The organism is Arthrobacter sp. PAMC25564, from assembly GCF_004798705.1.
Taxonomy (GTDB): domain Bacteria; phylum Actinomycetota; class Actinomycetes; order Actinomycetales; family Micrococcaceae; genus Arthrobacter.
This window is the reverse complement of sequence record NZ_CP039290.1, coordinates 1,545,093-1,563,266: the sequence shown is the minus strand read 5'-3', so window position 1 is coordinate 1,563,266 and position 18,174 is coordinate 1,545,093. Positions and strand designations below refer to the sequence as shown.

Sequence of the window (18,174 nt, the reverse complement as noted above, 5' to 3'; positions counted from 1 at the left end):
TGGATTTCCCCCTCCGCAGCACCGACATCAACACCACCAAGTCAGCACCACCGAGAGGATCCACCATGGCTGTAAACCTTGACCGAAGGCATTTCCTGGGGCTGGCGGGCGCCGGGGCCGGCGCCGCCGCACTGGCTGCCTGCGGCGGCCCGTCCACGGGCGCCAGCACGGCCGCCGCCGGCACCGCCGACCTCGATTTCACCGGCATCAAGCCGGCGGCCTCGATCGACTTCTGGACCAACCACCCCGGCAAGTCCCAGGACGTCGAGAAGGCCATCATCGACAAGTTCCAGGCCAAGTTCCCGGACATCAAGGTCAACCTCGTGACCGCCGGGGCCAACTACGAGGAAATCGCCCAGAAGTTCCAGACCTCGCAGGCCGCGAAATCGGACCTCCCGGGCCTCGTCGTGCTCTCGGACGTCTGGTGGTTCCGCTACTACACCAACGGCAACATCATTCCGCTGGACGGGCTGGTCAAGCAGCTGGACATCAAGGTGGACGACTTCCAGAAGTCCTTGGTCGCGGACTACCAGTACGCGGACAAGCAGTGGGCACTCCCCTATGGCCGTTCCACCCCGCTGTTCTACTACAACCGGGACCACTTCAAGGCTGCCGGCCTGCCGGACCGCGCCCCCAAGACCTGGCAGGAATTCGCCGAGTGGGCGCCCAAGCTGCAGGCCAGCTCCGGCGCGCAGTACGCCTACATCTACCCCGCGCTGGCCGGCTACGCGGGCTGGACGCTGCAGAACAACCTGTGGGGCTGGGGTGGCAGCTGGTCCAACGGTTGGACCTTCAACTGCGACTCCACCGAGTCGGTCGCCGCGCTGCAGTGGGCCCAGGACTCCATCTTCAAGGACAAGTGGGCCGGTGTCTCCTCCAAGGAAGCCGCCGACGACTTCGCCGCGGGCATCACGTCCTCCACGATCTCCTCCACCGGTTCCCTGCTGGGAGTCCTGAAGTCCGCGAAGTTCAACGTCGGCGTCGGCTTCCTGCCGGGCGGTCCGAAGGTGGAAAGCGGCGTCTGCCCCACGGGCGGCGCCGGTCTTGGCATTCCGAGCGGCGTCAGCAAGGAAGTGCAGCTCGCGGCTGCCACCTTCCTGAAGTTCATCACGGAGCCGGAAAACACGGCCGCGTTCTCCGCCGCCACCGGCTACATGCCAACCCGCACCTCGGCCGACATGTCAGCAGTGCTGGCCGCGACCCCGCAGATCAAGACGGCCATGGACCAGCTCGCCGCCACCCGCGTCCAGGACAACGCCCGTGTGTTCCTGCCGGGCGCCGACCAGGAAATGGCCAAGGCCGCCGCCAAGATCCTTACCCAGCAGGGCGACGTCAAGGCCACCATGACCGAGCTGAAGGCGACGCTCGAGGGCATCTACACCAAGGATGTGAAGCCGAAGCTTAAGAACTGATGCCTGCCCCGACTGGCTCGCAGTTGTTGTCGTTTTGAGCCCTCAAAAGGACAACAACTGCGAGTCAGTTGGGTTTAAGGGGGCTTAGGGGATCGGGACCGGCACGACGCCGAGCGGGGCAAGCTTCGCCGCCCCGCCGTCGTGCGCCGAGAGCACCCAGATGCCCTTCTCATGGACCGCAACGGAGTGCTCCCACTGGCAGGAACGCTTGCCGTCGGTCGTCACCACGGTCCAGTCATCGTCCAGGACGGCGGTGTCGATGCTCCCGCGGACCAGCATGGGCTCGATGGCCAGGCACAGCCCGGGCCTGATCCTGGGACCGCGGTGGCCGGTGCGGTAGTTCAGCACGTCCGGTGCCATGTGCATCTGAGAGCCGATGCCGTGGCCCACGTAGTCTTCCAGGATGCCCAACGGTTTGCCGGGTACGGAGGAAACGTAGTCGTCCACGGCATTGCCGATGTCGCCGACAAACTTGCCGTTGGCGAGGGCGGCGATACCGTGCCACATCGCGGCCTCGGTGACGTCGGAGAGCCGCTGGTCCTCGGGATCGGCGGTGCCCACGATCACGGTGCGGGCCGAATCGGAGTGCCAGCCCTCCACGATCGCGCCGCCGTCGATCGAGATGATGTCCCCGTCCTGCAGCACACGGTCGCCCGGGATGCCGTGCACGACTTCCTCGTTGACCGAGGTGCAGATGGTGGCCGGGAAGCCCTGGTAGCCCAGGAAGTTGGAGCTGGCGCCGGCCTCCTTCAGCACGGCGGCGAACACCGCGTCCAAGTCCCTGGTGGTCGCGCCGGGGACGGCCGCGGCCACGGCGGCGTCCAGGGCGCGGCTGAGGACAAGTCCGGCCTCGTGCATGGTGCGCATCTGCGCGTTTGTCTTGTATTCGATGCGGGGCTGGCCGAAGGCCATCTGCAGCTTCCTTTCGGTGGAGCCGCGCTGCTTGCGGGCGCGGGCGCGGCGGAAAATGGCTGAGGCTCCTCCCGATGTTCCGGGAGGAGCCTCAAATATCATGGGCCTGGATCAGACCGACTTGGCCTCTTTGATGGCCTCCATAACGCGGTCGGTGACCTCGTCGATGCCGCCGATGCCATCAACCCGCGTCAGGATGCCGCGCTCGGCATACTTGGCCACCACGGCTTCCGTCTGGCCGTGGTAGAGGTCCAGGCGGTGGCGGATAACGGCCTCGTTGTCATCGCTGCGTCCGGTGTCTTGCGCACGGCCCAGCAGGCGTTTGACGAGTTCCTCGTCGTCGGCCGTGAGCTGCAGTACGACGTCGAGCTTCTCGCCGCCATCGGCGAGGATCCCGTCGAGGTAGTCCACCTGCGCCGTGGTGCGGGGGTAGCCGTCCAGCAGGAAGCCTGCTTCGACGTCGTCCTCGCTGAGGCGGTCACGCACCATCTTGTTGGTGACGCTGTCCGGCACGAAATCGCCGGCATCCATGTACCGCTTGGCTTCGATGCCCAGCGGTGTCTCACCCTTGACGTTGGCACGGAAGATGTCGCCGGTGGAGATCGCAACGACGCCGAGCCGCTCCGAAATGCGTTCCGCCTGCGTTCCCTTGCCAGAGCCGGGAGGTCCAATAATCAACATTCTCGTCATCGCAAAAGCCCTTCGTAGTGACGTTGCTGTAGCTGCGCGTCAATTTGCTTGACGGTCTCCAGTCCGACGCCCACCATGATCAGGATCGAGGTGCCGCCGAACGGGAAGTTCTGGTTGGCGTTGATCAGGACCAGTGCAACCAACGGGATCAGGGCTACGAAACCCAGATAGAAGGCGCCGGGCAGGGTGATCCTGGAAAGAACATACTGAAGATAGTCCGCCGTCGGCTTGCCGGCACGGATGCCGGGAATGAAGCCGCCGTACTTCTTCATGTTGTCCGAGACCTCTTCAGGGTTGAAGGTGATCGCGACATAGAAGTACGTGAAGAACACGATCATGGCGAAGTACATGGCCATGTAGATGGGATGGTCGCCACGGGTCAGGTTGTTGTTGATCCACTCCACCCAGGGCTGCATCTGCTCGCCGGCCTTGGGCTGGTTGAACTGCGAGATCAGGCCCGGCAGGTACAGCATCGAGGAGGCAAAGATGACGGGCACGACGCCGGCCATGTTCACCTTGATCGGGATGTACGTGCTGGTGCCGCCCACGGTGCGGCGGCCGATCATGCGCTTGGCATACTGCACGGGGATCCGGCGCTGGGACTGCTCCACAAAGACCACGAGTGCCACGGTCAGCAGACCGATCGCGATCACCATAAAGAACGTGCCCGGGCCCTGCGACGTCCAGATCGCGCCCAGCGAGCCGGGGAAGCCGGCGGCGATGGACGTGAAGATGAGCAGCGACATGCCGTTGCCCACACCCTTCTCGGTGACGAGCTCGCCCATCCACATGATCAGGCCGGTGCCGGCCGTCAGCGTGATAATGATGAGGATTGTGGTGATGATGCTCGTGTCCGGGATGATCGGCAGCTGGCAGTTGGGCAGCAACTGGCCGGAACGGGCCAGCGACACCAGCGTCGTGGCGTTCAGCAGGCCCAGGGCGATCGTGAGGTACCGGGTGTACTGGGTCAGCTTTGACTGGCCCGAGGCGCCCTCGTCATACAGGATCTGGAACCGGGGAATGACCACCCGGAGGAGCTGGACGATGATGCTGGCCGTAATGTACGGCATGATGCCCAGGGCAAAGATGGAGACCTGCAGCAATGCACCGCCGCTGAACAGGTTGACGAGCTGGTAGATCCCGCCCGAGGTCTGACCGTTCTGCAAGCATTGCTGGACATTCTGGTAGCTCACACCGGGCGAGGGAATGAAGGCACCCAAGCGGAAGATTGTGATGATTCCCAGCGTGAACAACAACTTGCGTCGCAGATCAGGCGTGCGAAAGGCCCGGCCAAATGCGCTAAGCAAGCGTCCTCCTGAGGATAAGTAATGTCGTGTGCGACAGGTCAAATAAACCCAACAACCGAGTCTAGCGGGTGGACGCGCCCCGCGAATAATCGACGGCGCCCGAAAACGAAAAAACTCCCGGTACCTGGGCCTGGGCCCCGGTACCGGGAGTTCAACAACGGGCAACTGCCCCGCCGCCTCCTTAGAGGGCGGTGGTGCTTCCGCCTGCTGCAGCAATCTTTTCAGCGGCGCTGGCCGAGAATGCGTGGACGGTTACATCGACCTTGACGGTGATGTCGCCGGTGCCAAGCACCTTGACGGGCTGGTTCTTGCGAACGGCACCCTTTTCGACCAGGTTCTCCACGGTGACTGTGCCACCTTCCGGGAAGAGCTCGTTGAGCTTGTCCAGGTTGACAACCTGGTACTCAACCCGGAACGGGTTCTTGAAGCCGCGCAGCTTCGGCAGGCGCATGTGCAGCGGCAGCTGGCCGCCGGCAAAGCCAGCCTTGATCTGGTAGCGGGCCTTCGTACCCTTGGTACCGCGACCGGCGGTCTTACCCTTGGAACCTTCACCACGACCAACACGGGTCTTGGCGGTCTTGGCACCCGGGGCGGGACGCAGGTGGTGAACCTTCAGTGCGTTCTGCTTCTCAGCAGCGGCGCCCTGTGCCTTTTCGGCGGTTTTCTTCTCTGCCATTTACTTCGCCTCCTCTACCTTTACCAGGTGCGGAACCGTGTTGAGCATTCCGACGGTCACGGCGTCGGCGGTGCGGACAACGGTGTGTCCGATCCGCTTCAGGCCGAGGGACCGCAGGGTGTCGCGCTGGTTCTGCTTGCCGCCAATGGCGGACTTGATCTGAGTGATCTCCAACTGGGCGTCGGACGGAATCAGGTTCTTAGCCATGGCTCAGGCACCTGCCTTCTGGTTCAGAAGCGCGCGCACCATTGCCGGCGGAGCGATCTCGTCGAGCGGGAGGCCGCGGCGTGCTGCCACGGCTGCCGGCTCTTCGAGACGCTTCAGGGCATCAACGGTCGCGTGAACGATGTTGATGGCGTTGGAGGAACCGAGCGACTTGGAGAGGATGTCGTGGATGCCCACGCACTCCAGTACTGCACGGACCGGGCCACCGGCGATAACACCGGTACCGGCGGAAGCCGGACGCAGCATAACAACGCCTGCAGCGGCCTCGCCCTGTACACGGTGAGGAATGGTGCTGCCAATGCGGGGAACGCGGAAGAAGGACTTCTTGGCCTCTTCGACGCCCTTCGCGATGGCGGCAGGAACTTCCTTAGCCTTGCCGTAGCCGACGCCGACCATACCGTTGCCGTCACCGACGACGACGAGGGCGGTGAAGCTGAAGCGACGACCACCCTTGACGACCTTGGAAACACGGTTGATGGTTACGACGCGCTCTACGAACTGGCTCTTTTCGGCTTCGCGGCCACCATCGCGGCCACCACGGCCACCACGGTCGCCACGGCCCTGGCCGCGGTCGCCACGCTCGCCACGACGAGCAGCGCCACCACGGGCGCCATCGGTGGTAGCAGGCGCAGCGGTCTCAGTTGCCGGAGCAGCTACAGCTTCAGTCACCTGAATGTCCTTTTCGTTATTTTCGGTCACAGTGAAAGCCCACCTTCACGGGCGCCGTCAGCGACGGCGGCGATCCGGCCGTGGTACTTGTTACCACCGCGGTCGAAGACAACAGCTTCGATACCGGCAGCCTTGGCACGCCCGGCGACCAGTTCGCCAACGCGCTTGGCCTTGGCGGTCTTGTCACCGTCGAATGCACGAAGGTCGGCTTCCAGTGTGGAGGCGCTCGCCACGGTCAGGCCCTTGGTGTCATCGACAACCTGGACGAAGATGTGGCGTGCGGAACGGTTGACGACCAGACGAGGACGTACAGCCGTACCGGAGATGCGCTTGCGGATACGAAGCTGGCGGCGGCTGCGCTGGGCAGACTTGCTCTTGTTCGTACGCTTCTTGTTAATTGCGATGGCCATGGTTACTTACCAGCCTTTCCGACCTTGCGGCGGATGACTTCGCCGGCATAGCGGATGCCCTTGCCCTTATAGGGGTCCGGCTTCCGCAGCTTGCGAATGTTGGCAGCAACCTCGCCGACCTGCTGCTTGGAGATACCTGAAACAGAGAGCTTGGTCGGGGTCTCTACTGCAAAGGTGATGCCGTTCGGTGCCGAGACGTTAACCGGGTGGCTGTAGCCCAGAGCGAACTCCAGGTCAGAACCCTTGGCCTGAACGCGGTAACCGGTACCGACGATTTCAAGCTTCTTCTCGTAGCCTGCGGTGACACCCTGGATCATGTTGGCGATCAGGGTTCGGGTCAGGCCGTGCAGCGAACGTGAGGCGCGCTCGTCGTTCGGGCGGGCGACAGTCAGGGTGCCTTCTTCCAGGGAAACCTCGATCGGGCTGGGCACAGTGTGGCTCAGCTCGCCTTTGGAACCCTTGACGCTGACGACAGAGCCGTCAACCTTGACCTCAACGCCGGCAGGAACGGTGATGGGGAGACGTCCAATACGTGACATTATTCTCTTCCTTTCCCGTTACCAGACGTAAGCGAGGACTTCGCCGCCCACGCCCTTCTTGCCGGCCTGCTTGTCAGTCAAGAGGCCGGAAGAGGTGGACAGGATTGCGACACCCAGGCCACCGAGCACGTGCGGCAGGTTGGTGGACTTTGCGTAAACGCGCAGTCCCGGCTTGGAAATACGACGAACGCCAGCGATTGAACGCTCGCGGTTCGGACCGAACTTGAGCTCGAGGGTCAGCTTCTTGCCGACCTCAGCGTCTTCTTCTTTCCAGGAGGCGATGTAACCTTCAGCCTTCAGGATGTCGGCAACGCGTGCCTTGAGCTTGCTGTAAGGCATAGACACGGAATCGTGGTATGCCGAGTTTGCGTTGCGCAGACGCGTAAGCATGTCTGCGACGGGATCTGTCATTGTCATGTGGGCTCTTGCCCTTCCTCATAACGGTTTCCGCCGTGCTGCTTTCCCGAAGTTAATTCGGAACCAGCGCGGACGGACCTTTTACGTAGCTAGATTAATCTTCGGTCTTGAACGGGAAGCCAAGCGCCTTGAGCAGCGCGCGGCCTTCGTCGTCGGTCTTGGCAGTGGTCACGACGGTGATGTCCATGCCGCGAACGCGGTCAATGGAATCCTGGTCGATCTCGTGGAACATAACCTGCTCGGTCAGACCGAAGGTGTAGTTGCCGTTGCCATCGAACTGCTTGCCGCTGAGGCCACGGAAGTCACGGATACGTGGCAGGGCCAGCGTGACCAGACGGTCCAGGAATTCCCACATGCGGTCCCCACGCAGAGTCGCGTGCGCACCGATCGGCATGCCTTCGCGCAGCTTGAACTGTGCGATCGACTTGCGGGCCTTGGTAACCTGCGGCTTCTGGCCGGTGATCAGGGTCAGATCGCGGACGGCGCCGTCGATCAGCTTGGAGTCCTTGGCGGCATCTCCAACACCCATGTTCACAACGACCTTGACCAGACGGGGAACCTGGTTGACGTTCTGGTACTTGAATTCCTCAGTCAGCGTGTTCTTGATGGAATCGGCGTACTTGGTCTTCAGACGAGGAACGATCTTGCTTGCCGGAGTCTCGAGAGTCTCAGTCATTAGATGTCCTTCCCTGAGCTCTTGGCCACGCGGACGCGCACGTCACGCTTCACGCCATCGCGCTCAACGGTCTCGGTGCGGAAACCGACGCGGGTGGGCTTCTTGGTGGACGGGTCGACCAGGGCCACGTTGGAGATGTGGATCGAAGCCTCGACGACCTCGATGCCACCGGTCTTGGTGCCGCGCTGCGACTGACCGACCTTGGTGTGCTTGGTTACGCGGTTAATGCCTTCAACCAACACGCGGTTGGTCTCGGGGAATACGCGCAGAACCTTGCCCTGCTTGCCCTTGTCGCCGCCGCGCTCAGCCTTGGCGCCAGTGATGACCTGAACGAGGTCACCCTTTTTGATCTTAGCCATGGACTAGAGCACCTCCGGAGCCAGAGAAACGATCTTCATGAACTTCTTGTCGCGAAGTTCACGACCAACCGGTCCGAAGATACGGGTGCCGCGGGGGTCACCGTCGTTCTTCAGGATGACGGCTGCGTTCTCGTCAAACTTGATATAGGAACCATCCGCACGGCGGCGTTCCTTCTTGGTACGGACGATGACAGCCTTGACGACGTCGCCCTTCTTTACGTTGCCGCCCGGAATTGCGTCCTTGACGGTAGCGACGATTACGTCGCCAATGCCTGCGTAGCGACGGCCAGATCCACCGAGAACGCGAATGGTAAGGATTTCCTTAGCACCCGTGTTGTCGGCGACCTTGAGTCGCGACTCCTGCTGAATCACTATTTACTCCTTGCGTCACGCTGGTTCTCAAACCGAAAATCTTCCTACGGAGTGAGCCTTGCGGAACGGTTGATCGGGGTGTCTCTTGACCTGCCTGGATTTTGCCAGACCAGGCCTAAACGCCCGTGCCAAAAACATTTGCTTCCCAGGCGGATCCCGACGGGTCGGGGCGCAAGGGGGCACTATGCCGTGGCACGATTGTTTACGAGGTTGACGACGGCGCACGAACGGCGCCATACAAACTCAATATCCTAGCACGTTTCGGGGCCAGCCCCATATCCCACGATCCACAGGGCTCGACGGCGGCTCCGGACGCGGCCCGCGCCGCGGCTCCACTGTCCCGGGCACGGAGAAACCCCCGCTCCCAGGAGGGAACGGGGGTTTCCGCACAGCATCCGCTTAGCGCGGGGCTGCAGGTGTTACTTGGCCTTCTCGAGGATCTCCACCAGGCGCCACCGCTTGGTAGCGGAGAGCGGGCGGGTCTCGGCGAGGAGAACGAGGTCGCCGATGCCGGCGCTGTTCTCTTCGTCGTGAGCCTTGATCTTCGTGTTGCGGCGCAGGACCTTGCCGTACAGGGCGTGCTTCACGCGGTCCTCGACCTGGACAACGATGGTCTTTTCCATCTTGTCCGAGACGACATAGCCGCGCTTCGTCTTACGGTCACCGCGCTCGTCAGCCGTAGCTGCGCCGGAAACAGTTTCCGTCACGTTCTCGTCCTTTTCACTCACTTGGCGTCCTCCTCAGTCTCGGCTTCGGCCGGCTTTTCAGCCTTTTCAGCCTTGGCTGCGGACTTCTTGGACTTCTTTTCTTCCTTGGCTTCCACAACCGGTGCGGCAACCTCGGCACGAATGCCCAGCTCGCGCTCACGGAGAACGGTGTAGATGCGTGCGATGTCCTTCTTTACCGCTCGCAGTCGACCGTGGTTCTCCAGCTGGCCGGTGGCGGACTGGAAACGCAGGTTGAACAGCTCTTCCTTAGCCTTGCGGAGTTCTTCAACGAGTCGCTCGTTGTCGAAACCGTCCAGCTGTGCGGATGCAAGTTCCTTGGATCCTACTGCCATTTCTATTCACCACCTTCGCGACGCAGAATGCGTGCTTTCAACGGGAGCTTGTGGATTGCCAGGCGCAGTGCCTCGCGAGCAACCGATTCCTCGACACCGGAGATCTCAAAGAGAACCCGGCCCGGCTTGACGTTGGAGACCCACCATTCCGGAGAACCCTTACCGGAACCCATGCGGGTTTCGGCCGGCTTCTTCGTCAGCGGACGGTCCGGGTAAATGTTGATCCAGACCTTACCGCCACGCTTGATGTGGCGGGTCATCGCGATACGGGCGGATTCGATCTGACGGTTCGTGACGTATGCCGGGCTCAGCGCCTGGATACCCCACTCACCGAAGGAGACCTTGGTGCCGCCCGTGGCAGCGCCGGAACGACCCGGGTGGTGCTGCTTACGGTGCTTGACTCGACGTGGGATAAGCATTTAAGCCTGTCCTCCTTCTACTGCAGCAGGTGCAGCCTCAACTGCCGGAGCGTCGGCAGCCGGAGCTGCCTCTGCTGCCGGACGGTCGGTACGACGGCGGCGGTCACCACGGTCAGCGCCACCCGGGCGGCCCGGGCGGTCGCTGGCACCACGGCCGCGGGACGGAGCAGCAGCTGCCTGCTGGGCCAGTTCCTTGGCGGTGACGTCACCCTTGTAGATCCAGACCTTCACACCGATGCGGCCGAAGGTGGTCTTGGCCTCGTAGAAGCCGTAGTCGATGTTCGCGCGGAGGGTGTGCAGGGGCACACGGCCTTCGCGGTAGAACTCCGAGCGGGACATTTCTGCGCCGCCCAGTCGACCGGAGCAAGCGATACGGATGCCCTTGGCACCTGCACGCTGCGCGGACTGCATGGCTTTCTTCATCGCACGGCGGAATGCCACGCGGGAAGTCAGCTGCTCTGCAACGCCCTGGGCAACAAGCTGTGCTTCCATCTCGGGGTTCTTGACCTCGAGGATGTTCAGCTGGACCTGCTTGCCCGTGAGCTTTTCGAGCTCGCCGCGGATGCGGTCTGCTTCTGCACCGCGGCGGCCGATGACGATGCCCGGACGTGCCGTGTGGATATCCACACGGACACGGTCGCGGGTGCGCTCGATTTCAACCTTGGCGATACCGGCCCGCTCCATGCCCGTGGACATGAGCTGGCGGATACGGATGTCTTCGCGGACGAAGTCCTTGTACCGCTGGCCGGCCTTGGTGCTGTCAGCAAACCAGTGCGATACGTGATCGGTGGTGATGCCGAGTCGGAACCCGTGCGGGTTAACTTTCTGTCCCACTTAGCGAGCCTCCTCTTTCTCCGGGGTAGCGACTACCACGGTGATGTGGCTCGTGCGCTTCTTGATCTGAAATGCACGACCCTGGGCACGCGGCTGGAACCGCTTCATGGTCGGGCCTTCATCAACAAACGCTTCGCTGATGATGAGGTCGCCTTCGTCAAACGCCACACCGTCGCGGTCCGCGAGGACCCGGGCGTTGGAGATTGCGGACTGTACTACCTTGAATACCGGCTCCGAAGCTGCCTGGGGGGCAAACTTCAGAATTGCCAGAGCCTCATTCGCTTGCTTACCACGAACAAGGTTGACGACGCGCCGGGCCTTCATAGGCGTTACGCGGATATGACGCGCAATTGCCTTGGCTTCCATTGCTTTCCTTCTCTCGTCTAAGACGTAAGTGCAGGCGCCTAGCGGCGCTTGCCCTTACGGTCGTCCTTAACATGGCCGCGGAATGTCCGCGTGGGAGCGAATTCGCCGAGCTTGTGCCCGACCATCGACTCGGTGACAAACACCGGGATGTGCTTGCGTCCGTCGTGCACGGCGAGCGTGTGCCCGAGCATATCGGGGATGATCATCGAACGGCGGGACCAGGTCTTGATGACGTTCTTGGTGCCCTTTTCGTTTTCCCTGGCTACCTTCACAAAGAGGTGCTGGTCAACGAAAGGACCTTTTTTCAGGCTGCGTGGCATGTGTCCAGGCTCCTATCGCTTGTTCTTGCCAGTACGACGGCGACGAACAATAAGCTTGTCGCTCTCTTTGTTGGGACGGCGGGTGCGACCTTCGCGCTTACCGTTGGGGTTGACGGGGTGACGTCCACCGGACGTCTTACCCTCGCCACCACCGTGCGGGTGGTCAACCGGGTTCATGGCGACACCACGGACGGTCGGGCGGACGCCCTTCCAGCGCATGCGGCCGGCCTTGCCCCAGTTGATGTTCGACTGCTCGGCGTTGCCGACCTCGCCGACGGTTGCGCGGCAGCGCACGTCAACGTTGCGGATTTCGCCGGAAGGCAGACGCAGCTGGGCGAAGCGGCCTTCCTTTGCAACGAGCTGGATCGATGCGCCGGCGGAGCGGCCCATCTTGGCGCCGCCACCCGGACGCAGTTCGACTGCGTGGATAACGGTACCGACCGGGATGTTGCGCAGCGGGAGGTTGTTGCCAGGCTTGATGTCAGCGGTGGCACCTGCCTCTACGGTGTCACCCTGGGCCAGCTTGTTCGGGGCGATGATGTAACGCTTGGTGCCATCAACGTAGTGCAGGAGGGCGATGCGAGCCGTACGGTTCGGATCGTACTCGATTTCGGCAACGCGGGCGTTGACGCCGTCCTTGTCGTGGCGACGGAAGTCGATCAGACGGTACTGGCGCTTGTGTCCACCACCCTTGTGACGGGTCGTGATCTTACCGGTGTTGTTACGGCCGCCCTTTTTGGGCAGCGGACGTACCAACGACTTTTCCGGCGTCGACCGCGTAATTTCGGTGAAGTCCGCTACGCTCGAGCCACGACGGCCCGGGGTAGTCGGCTTGTATTTACGGATTCCCATAATTTATTTCCTCGTTAAAGTGGTCTCCGCTACGAGAGCGGACCGCCGAAGATGTCGATAGTGCCTTCTTTGAGGCTCACAATTGCACGCTTGGTGTTCTTGCGGGTACCCCATCCGAATTTGGTGCGCTTGCGCTTACCGGCACGGTTGATGGTGTTGATCGAGTCGACCTTGACGGAGAAGATTTTCTCCACGGCCAGCTTGATCTCGGTCTTGTTCGAGCGGGGGTCCACCAGGAAGGTGTACTTGCCCTCATCGATCAGGCCGTAGCTCTTTTCCGAGACGACAGGTGCAAGCACGACGTCGCGCGGGTCTTTGATGGTGGCTGCACTCACTTGGCATCCTCCTCGTTCTTTGCCACTGCCTTGTGAGCAACGAATGCTTCGTAGGCAGCCTTGGTGAAGACGACGTCATCGGAAACGAGTACGTCGTAGGTGTTCAGCTGGTCTGCGTACAGAACGTGAACATCCGTGAGGTTGCGCACGGAGAGTGCGGCAACATCGTTGGCGCGCTCGATGACGACGAGCAGGTTCTTACGCTCGGAGACACCACGCAGCGTTGCCAGTGCTGCGCTGGAGGACGGCTTGGTGCCGGGTACCAGTTCAGCAATAACGTGGATGCGGCCGTTACGGGCGCGGTCAGAGAGTGCGCCGCGCAGTGCAGCAGCAATCATCTTCTTGGGGGTGCGCTGGCTGTAGTCACGCGGCGTGGGGCCGTGGACAACGCCACCACCGGTCATGTGAGGAGCACGGATTGAACCCTGACGGGCGCGGCCGGTGCCCTTCTGCTTGAACGGCTTGCGACCTGCACCGGAAACCTCGGCGCGGGTCTTGGTCTTGTGGGTACCCTGGCGAGCAGCAGCGAGCTGGGCAACGACGACCTGGTGCAACAGCGGCACGTTGGTCTGTACGTCGAAGATCTCTGCAGGCAGGTCAACCTTGACAGTGCTAGTCATTGAACTAGGCTCCCTTCACGGCGGTGCGTACGAGGACGACCTGGCCGCGGGCGCCGGGAACGGCGCCCTTGATAAGGAGCAGCGACTTCTCGACGTCAACCGCGTGCACCGTGAGGTTCAGCGTGGTGTGACGAACGGCGCCCATGCGGCCGGCCATTTTCATGCCCTTGAAGACGCGGCTCGGGGTGGATGCGCCACCGATTGAACCGGGCTTACGGTGGTTCTTGTGAGCACCGTGGGAAGCTCCAACGCCGTGGAAGCCGTGACGCTTCATAACACCGGCGAAGCCCTTACCCTTGGTGGTGCCAACGACGTCGATCTTCTGGCCGGCTTCGAAGAGCTCTACGGAGAGCTCCTGGCCCAGCTCGTAAGAGTCAGCATCTGCAGTGCGCAGTTCGACGACGTGGCGGCGAGGCGTGACGCCTGCCTTTTCAAAGTGACCAGCCAGCGGCTTGGTGACCTTGCGGGGATCGATCTGGCCGTAGCCGATCTGAACGGCGACATAGCCATCAGTGTCTGCATTGCGCAGCTGCGTGATGACGTTCGAGTCAGCCTGGACCACAGTGACGGGGATGAGTTTGTTGTTCTCGTCCCAGACCTGGGTCATGCCGAGCTTCGTGCCCAGCAGGCCCTTTACGTTACGGGTTGCGGTCATAGTCTCTCAGCACCTCCCTACAGCTTGATTTCGATGTTCACGTCGGCCGGCAGGTCGAGACGCATAAGCGAATCAACAGCCTTGGGCGTGGGGTCGATGATGTCGATCAGACGCTTGTGAGTCCGCATTTCGAAGTGCTCACGGCTGTCCTTGTACTTGTGCGGAGAGCGGATGACGCAGTAGATGTTCTTCTCCGTCGGAAGCGGCACGGGGCCAACTACCGTGGCGCCTGCGCGCGTGACCGTCTCAACGATCTTCCGTGCTGAAACGTCAATGACCTCGTGGTCGTATGACTTCAGCCGGATGCGGATTTTTTGTCCCGCCATGTCGCCTGACTCTCTTTCAGTTAGTGCTGCTCCAGTAAGGGCTGCTCTGTTTACTTGCGTGTTGCATGTGGCTGCCGAAGCAATTGAAGTCGTAACTACCACCCGCCGCACAAGCTGAATCCGGATGAATCCGGGTTCCTCAACCTGCCGGCGTAACCGACCCCCGCGGTCGGGCGTGTCGCGCTTTTCACGCGTACTCGTCCGCAGTTCCATGGAGAGGGGTTATGTTTGGTCTCCCACTTGGACCCTGACACCCGGCATTATCCGGATCGGGACACGAAGGAGCGCTTGAACAACTCATCTAGTATGCCGGAAATTGCCGTCAGAAGCGAATCAGTGCCCGCGGCGGTCCCCGCGGTGCCGACAAGCGGGCGGCGGCCACGTCCTCTTCTGCCACTGGGCCGCCGTCCGGCACGGGCATCATTGCCTTCAGCAATCATCAAACGGATGATAGGGGGATGACTGTGCAGGACGCCGTAGCGGTTCAGGCCCTCGCCGCGCGCCTGAGCCCAAGCTTTACCCTCGGGGTCGCCTCGGCGGCGTTCCAGATCGAGGGTTCCCTCGCCGCCGGCGGCCGCGGCCCGTCCGGCTGGGACGCCTTCGCCGAGAAACCCGGCAGCATCCTCAACGGCCATTCCCCCGCCGTCGCCTGCGATCACTACAACCGGGCACCCGAAGACGTCGAGCTGATGCGCGCCCTCGGCATCGACTCCTACCGCTTCTCCATCTCCTGGCCCCGGATCCAGCCCGAGGGGACGGGGCCGTTCAACAGCGAGGGCCTGGATTTCTACGACCGGCTGATCGATCAACTGCTCGAGGCCGGCATCTCCCCCATGGCCACCCTGTACCACTGGGACACACCTTTGCCGCTCGAGCATCGCGGCGGCTGGATGAACCGCACGACGGCGGAGCGCTTCGCCGACTACAGCGCGGCGGCAGGCAAACGGTTCGGCGACCGGGTGGCGCAATGGGTGACGCTGAACGAACCTGTTTCGGTAACCCTCAATGGCTATGCCCTCGGGGTCCATGCGCCCGGCCACGACCTGCTCTTCGATGCCCTGCCCTCGGTCCACCACCAGCTCCTCGGCCACGGCCTTGCCGTCCAGGCCCTGCGGTCCGAGGGCGTTACCGGCGCGGTGGGCGTCACCAACCTGCACTCGCCGGTCCGGCCGGCTTCCCGCTCGCTGACCGACCGGCTGCTCGCGAAGGTCTTCGACATCGTCCTGAACCGTGTCTATGCCGACCCGATCCTGCTCGGCCGCTACCCCAGGCCGCCCCTGATCGCCAGGCCGTGGTTCCGCTCCCTCGGAAAGATCGCGGACGCCGACCTGCGCACCATTCACCAGCCGCTGGATTTCTACGGCCTGAACTACTACTACCCGGTGAAGGTTGCGACCGGGCGCGGGTCCGGCGGCAGTCCTGTCGGCCCATCCGACCCGATGCTCAGGATGCCGTTCCATCTGCCGGGGTTCCCGGAATACGAAAAGACCGGATTCGGCTGGCCAGTGGCGCCGGACCATCTGGGCGTGTTGCTCCGGGAGCTCAAGGACCGGTACGGGGAGGCCCTGCCCCCGCTGTACATCACCGAGAACGGCGCCAGCTTCCCCGAGCCCGACCACGTCTCGGGCCCCATTGCGGATGCCGAGCGGATCAGTTACCTGGCGGCCCATCTCGGCCAGGCCCTGGATGCCACGGCCCCGGGCGGCATCGCCGAAGACGTCGAACTGCTGGGCTACTACGTCTGGACGCTGATGGACAACTTCGAGTGGGCGGCCGGCTACTCCCAGCGCTTCGGGCTGGTGCATGTGGATTTCAAGACCCTCGAGCGTACACCGAAGGACTCCTACTACTGGTACCAGGCACTCAGCCGGGCACGCAAGGGCTGACCCGACAGCCGAGGCCGGCTATTTGCCCCGGTTGGCCCGATTAATCCGCTTGGCTCGCTCGATTTCGTGTCGGAAGTGCTTCTTGACCCAAAAGACACCGATGACGACAGCGCCCACCACCAACAGGAATATCAGCCAGCCCATTGCGAGCTCCCTTCGTTGGCAGCAACGATATCAGCGCCTGACCTCCGTCAGCCATGGGCCGGTGGCTACGCGCTGATCGCGCGGACTGTGGCCGCCGTCCCGGCATGCTCACGTCCCCGGCACGTGGACGAACAGCGCTGCTGCGGATTCGTCCGTTTCCAGTTTCCACCGGGGATCTGCGCGCAGGCTCCGTGCCAGGCCGCTTGAGGGCGGAACCAAAACGCAGTCCGCACCGGACAGGCGTTCGGCAAGATCGCCGTCCCCCTTTTCGATGAACCGCATGAAATTATTGACGCGATCCGCTCCATACAGGTCGTTGCGGGAATCAAGCGACACACGCACGTCGGGGCGTTGCAGGATGACGAGACCCCCCACCAGGTAATCGTTGAACACTGTGCAGCCGGCCGGAATAGCCCCGATCGCATCGGTTGGATAAACCGCCGGATCAGGTCGTCCGACGCCGGGCAGGTTGATTGCCACCAGCACGATCACGGCGGCCACAGCCAAGCTGCCGCATTGAGCCAGCATCCTGCGGCGGCTCTCAAAGTAGCGCAGTACAACAGGGTGCGAGGCTGCTGACATCAGAATCGGCAGGGACACCAAAAAGAGGATGGGGATGATCCGCATGGCGGCCACGGACCCTGCAAGGGAGGTCACGAGGGCGGCGGAGAGCACAATTTCACGCCGACGCGCCGCAATGACGAGCGCGACCAGCCCCAAGGCAAACGGGACCAGCTCCCGTGGGTCCGCCAGATTCAAGGGCTGCCACTCGGTGATAACTGTTGAGGCTGCCTTCACCTGCGTTATTTGGGAGAAGATACCGATGCCGTAGGGGGTGGCCAAGCTGCACAGCAGCGCGAGCGCCAGGGCACCCGACAACCATCCGACTCGACGCCGCGTATTTTTCTGCAGGCCGGCGAGCACCAGTGTTCCCCCGACGATTGCCACCCCCAGCAGGGACGCCGCGTGCAAGTTGACCCAGACTGTAATGAGCAAAGCCAGGCCGCCCAGCTGCCGCAGCGACGGCGCATCAAGCAGCTGCCTGAGGATAATGACAAGGAACAGCACGGCCAGATAATCCATCAGTTGGGGGCGCGCTGAAAACCAGATGATCAGCACAAGGCAAGCGGGGAACAGCAGCCAGGCTGCTACGGCCGCTGATGCTCCCAGATTCCGGGCCAGAAGCAGGACCAGACCGAAAATGGCAAACACAATCACGGCACAAATAAGTGCCACACCGGGCAGGCCGCCCGCGTTGTACGCCACTGCAAGCAGGATGTTGAAGCCCCACGAGTTCAAGGTCCACGGTTCACCGGCAGCCGTCCAGGAAAACGGATCGGCTGTAGGGAACCTCCCCGCCTCAAGGGTCAGAATGCCGGTGCGTATTTGCCAGAACGTGTCTGATTCGCTGAAGTTTTCTGCACAGGCCAACGCAATCGGCAAGAAGGCCAGCCAGGCGAGGAGCCACAACTTCCTGGGTGCCAGGCGCCCGGCTGCAGGCCGTGGCAGCCCGTCCCTCACTGCTTCGGCACCTCGTGCTTCGACCATAGGATGCACGATACCCGAGCCTCGCGCCGCCAGCCCGCCAGGCCACGGCCTGACATTGTGTGCTCCAGTTCCGGGAGGGCTCTCAGCGCAGGCCTTCCCACAGCGCCCGCTCCCACTTCCGCGGATCTTCAACGACCCGGGAGGC

26 protein-coding genes are annotated in these 18,174 nt (G+C 62.6%); 2 read left to right on the top strand and 24 right to left on the bottom strand.

Annotation, left to right across the window (positions count from 1 at the left end):
• Positions 1-65 precede the first annotated feature (65 nt).
• Positions 66-1,412 carry an ABC transporter substrate-binding protein gene (locus E5206_RS07160; RefSeq protein WP_136321887.1) on the top strand — a complete coding sequence of 449 codons (1,347 nt, stop codon included), beginning with the start codon at positions 66-68 and terminating at the stop codon, positions 1,410-1,412.
• An 84-nt stretch (positions 1,413-1,496) separates the two neighbouring features.
• On the opposite strand, the gene map is transcribed toward E5206_RS07160, so the two are convergent.
• The 23 genes from map to rpsJ form a co-directional block, all read right to left on the bottom strand.
• Positions 1,497-2,324 carry a type I methionyl aminopeptidase gene (map, locus tag E5206_RS07155; RefSeq protein ID WP_136321886.1) on the bottom strand — a complete coding sequence of 276 codons (828 nt, stop codon included), beginning with the start codon at positions 2,322-2,324 and terminating at the stop codon, positions 1,497-1,499.
• 111 nt (positions 2,325-2,435) lie between these two features.
• On the bottom strand, positions 2,436-3,005 hold the full coding sequence (locus tag E5206_RS07150) for an adenylate kinase (protein WP_205760054.1): 570 nt from the start codon (positions 3,003-3,005) through the stop codon (positions 2,436-2,438).
• 5 nt (positions 3,006-3,010) lie between these two features.
• The gene (gene secY / locus E5206_RS07145) at positions 3,011-4,321 is read right to left on the bottom strand and encodes a preprotein translocase subunit SecY (protein ID WP_136321884.1); all 1,311 of its coding nucleotides are present in this window, start codon (positions 4,319-4,321) and stop codon (positions 3,011-3,013) included.
• A gap of 181 nt (positions 4,322-4,502) precedes the next feature.
• On the bottom strand, positions 4,503-4,997 hold the full coding sequence (gene rplO, locus E5206_RS07140; protein WP_136321883.1) for a 50S ribosomal protein L15: 495 nt from the start codon (positions 4,995-4,997) through the stop codon (positions 4,503-4,505).
• The gene (rpmD, locus tag E5206_RS07135; RefSeq protein WP_056626615.1) at positions 4,998-5,204 is read right to left on the bottom strand and encodes a 50S ribosomal protein L30; all 207 of its coding nucleotides are present in this window, start codon (positions 5,202-5,204) and stop codon (positions 4,998-5,000) included. It abuts the gene before it with no gap.
• Between the two features lie 3 nt (positions 5,205-5,207).
• On the bottom strand, positions 5,208-5,891 hold the full coding sequence (rpsE, locus tag E5206_RS07130; RefSeq protein WP_205760019.1) for a 30S ribosomal protein S5: 684 nt from the start codon (positions 5,889-5,891) through the stop codon (positions 5,208-5,210).
• 26 nt (positions 5,892-5,917) lie between these two features.
• A complete protein-coding gene (gene rplR / locus E5206_RS07125) occupies positions 5,918-6,301 on the bottom strand; it encodes a 50S ribosomal protein L18 (RefSeq protein WP_136321881.1) in 384 nt (127 codons plus the stop codon).
• A 2-nt stretch (positions 6,302-6,303) separates the two neighbouring features.
• Positions 6,304-6,840 (bottom strand): 50S ribosomal protein L6, encoded by a 537-nt coding sequence (gene rplF, locus E5206_RS07120; RefSeq protein ID WP_120951143.1) that lies wholly within the window; start codon positions 6,838-6,840, stop codon positions 6,304-6,306.
• Between the two features lie 18 nt (positions 6,841-6,858).
• The gene (gene rpsH, locus E5206_RS07115; RefSeq protein ID WP_056425243.1) at positions 6,859-7,257 is read right to left on the bottom strand and encodes a 30S ribosomal protein S8; all 399 of its coding nucleotides are present in this window, start codon (positions 7,255-7,257) and stop codon (positions 6,859-6,861) included.
• Between the two features lie 94 nt (positions 7,258-7,351).
• Positions 7,352-7,933: a 50S ribosomal protein L5 gene (gene rplE, locus E5206_RS07110; protein ID WP_018773672.1), complete on the bottom strand. Its 582-nt coding sequence runs from the start codon at positions 7,931-7,933 to the stop codon at positions 7,352-7,354.
• On the bottom strand, positions 7,933-8,292 hold the full coding sequence (gene rplX, locus E5206_RS07105) for a 50S ribosomal protein L24 (RefSeq protein WP_136321880.1): 360 nt from the start codon (positions 8,290-8,292) through the stop codon (positions 7,933-7,935). Before rplX ends, rplE begins: the two co-directional genes overlap by 1 nt.
• Positions 8,293-8,295: 3 nt before the next feature.
• Positions 8,296-8,664, bottom strand: a complete 369-nt coding sequence (gene rplN, locus E5206_RS07100) for a 50S ribosomal protein L14 (protein WP_003803789.1) — start codon at positions 8,662-8,664, stop codon at positions 8,296-8,298.
• Between the two features lie 419 nt (positions 8,665-9,083).
• Positions 9,084-9,392, bottom strand: coding sequence for a 30S ribosomal protein S17 (gene rpsQ, locus E5206_RS07095; protein ID WP_136321879.1), 309 nt, complete (start codon positions 9,390-9,392; stop codon positions 9,084-9,086).
• Positions 9,389-9,724: a 50S ribosomal protein L29 gene (gene rpmC / locus E5206_RS19720; protein WP_136321878.1), complete on the bottom strand. Its 336-nt coding sequence runs from the start codon at positions 9,722-9,724 to the stop codon at positions 9,389-9,391. Before rpmC ends, rpsQ begins: the two co-directional genes overlap by 4 nt.
• 2 nt (positions 9,725-9,726) lie before the next feature.
• A complete protein-coding gene (gene rplP, locus E5206_RS07085; protein ID WP_123257072.1) occupies positions 9,727-10,143 on the bottom strand; it encodes a 50S ribosomal protein L16 in 417 nt (138 codons plus the stop codon).
• The gene (rpsC, locus tag E5206_RS07080) at positions 10,144-10,977 is read right to left on the bottom strand and encodes a 30S ribosomal protein S3 (protein WP_136321877.1); all 834 of its coding nucleotides are present in this window, start codon (positions 10,975-10,977) and stop codon (positions 10,144-10,146) included.
• Positions 10,978-11,343, bottom strand: coding sequence for a 50S ribosomal protein L22 (gene rplV / locus E5206_RS07075; protein WP_003803798.1), 366 nt, complete (start codon positions 11,341-11,343; stop codon positions 10,978-10,980).
• Positions 11,344-11,381: 38 nt separating this feature from the next.
• Positions 11,382-11,663 carry a 30S ribosomal protein S19 gene (gene rpsS / locus E5206_RS07070; RefSeq protein ID WP_136321876.1) on the bottom strand — a complete coding sequence of 94 codons (282 nt, stop codon included), beginning with the start codon at positions 11,661-11,663 and terminating at the stop codon, positions 11,382-11,384.
• Positions 11,664-11,675: 12 nt separating this feature from the next.
• Positions 11,676-12,515 carry a 50S ribosomal protein L2 gene (rplB, locus tag E5206_RS07065; RefSeq protein ID WP_136321875.1) on the bottom strand — a complete coding sequence of 280 codons (840 nt, stop codon included), beginning with the start codon at positions 12,513-12,515 and terminating at the stop codon, positions 11,676-11,678.
• Between the two features lie 29 nt (positions 12,516-12,544).
• Positions 12,545-12,850 carry a 50S ribosomal protein L23 gene (gene rplW / locus E5206_RS07060; RefSeq protein ID WP_024366132.1) on the bottom strand — a complete coding sequence of 102 codons (306 nt, stop codon included), beginning with the start codon at positions 12,848-12,850 and terminating at the stop codon, positions 12,545-12,547.
• Positions 12,847-13,470: a 50S ribosomal protein L4 gene (gene rplD / locus E5206_RS07055; protein WP_136321874.1), complete on the bottom strand. Its 624-nt coding sequence runs from the start codon at positions 13,468-13,470 to the stop codon at positions 12,847-12,849. Before rplD ends, rplW begins: the two co-directional genes overlap by 4 nt.
• A 4-nt stretch (positions 13,471-13,474) precedes the next feature.
• A complete protein-coding gene (gene rplC / locus E5206_RS07050; protein WP_024366134.1) occupies positions 13,475-14,125 on the bottom strand; it encodes a 50S ribosomal protein L3 in 651 nt (216 codons plus the stop codon).
• Between the two features lie 17 nt (positions 14,126-14,142).
• Entirely contained in the window at positions 14,143-14,451 is a 309-nt protein-coding gene (rpsJ, locus tag E5206_RS07045; protein WP_038464699.1) for a 30S ribosomal protein S10, read from the bottom strand.
• 458 nt (positions 14,452-14,909) lie between these two features.
• Here rpsJ and E5206_RS07040 point away from each other — a divergent pair, with 458 nt between their 5' ends.
• The gene (locus E5206_RS07040; protein WP_136321873.1) at positions 14,910-16,337 is read left to right on the top strand and encodes a GH1 family beta-glucosidase; all 1,428 of its coding nucleotides are present in this window, start codon (positions 14,910-14,912) and stop codon (positions 16,335-16,337) included.
• Positions 16,338-16,589: 252 nt separating this feature from the next.
• Here E5206_RS07040 and E5206_RS07035 read toward each other — a convergent pair whose 3' ends face one another.
• A complete protein-coding gene (locus E5206_RS07035; protein ID WP_136321872.1) occupies positions 16,590-18,029 on the bottom strand; it encodes a hypothetical protein in 1,440 nt (479 codons plus the stop codon).
• Between the last annotated feature and the right edge of the window lie 145 nt (positions 18,030-18,174).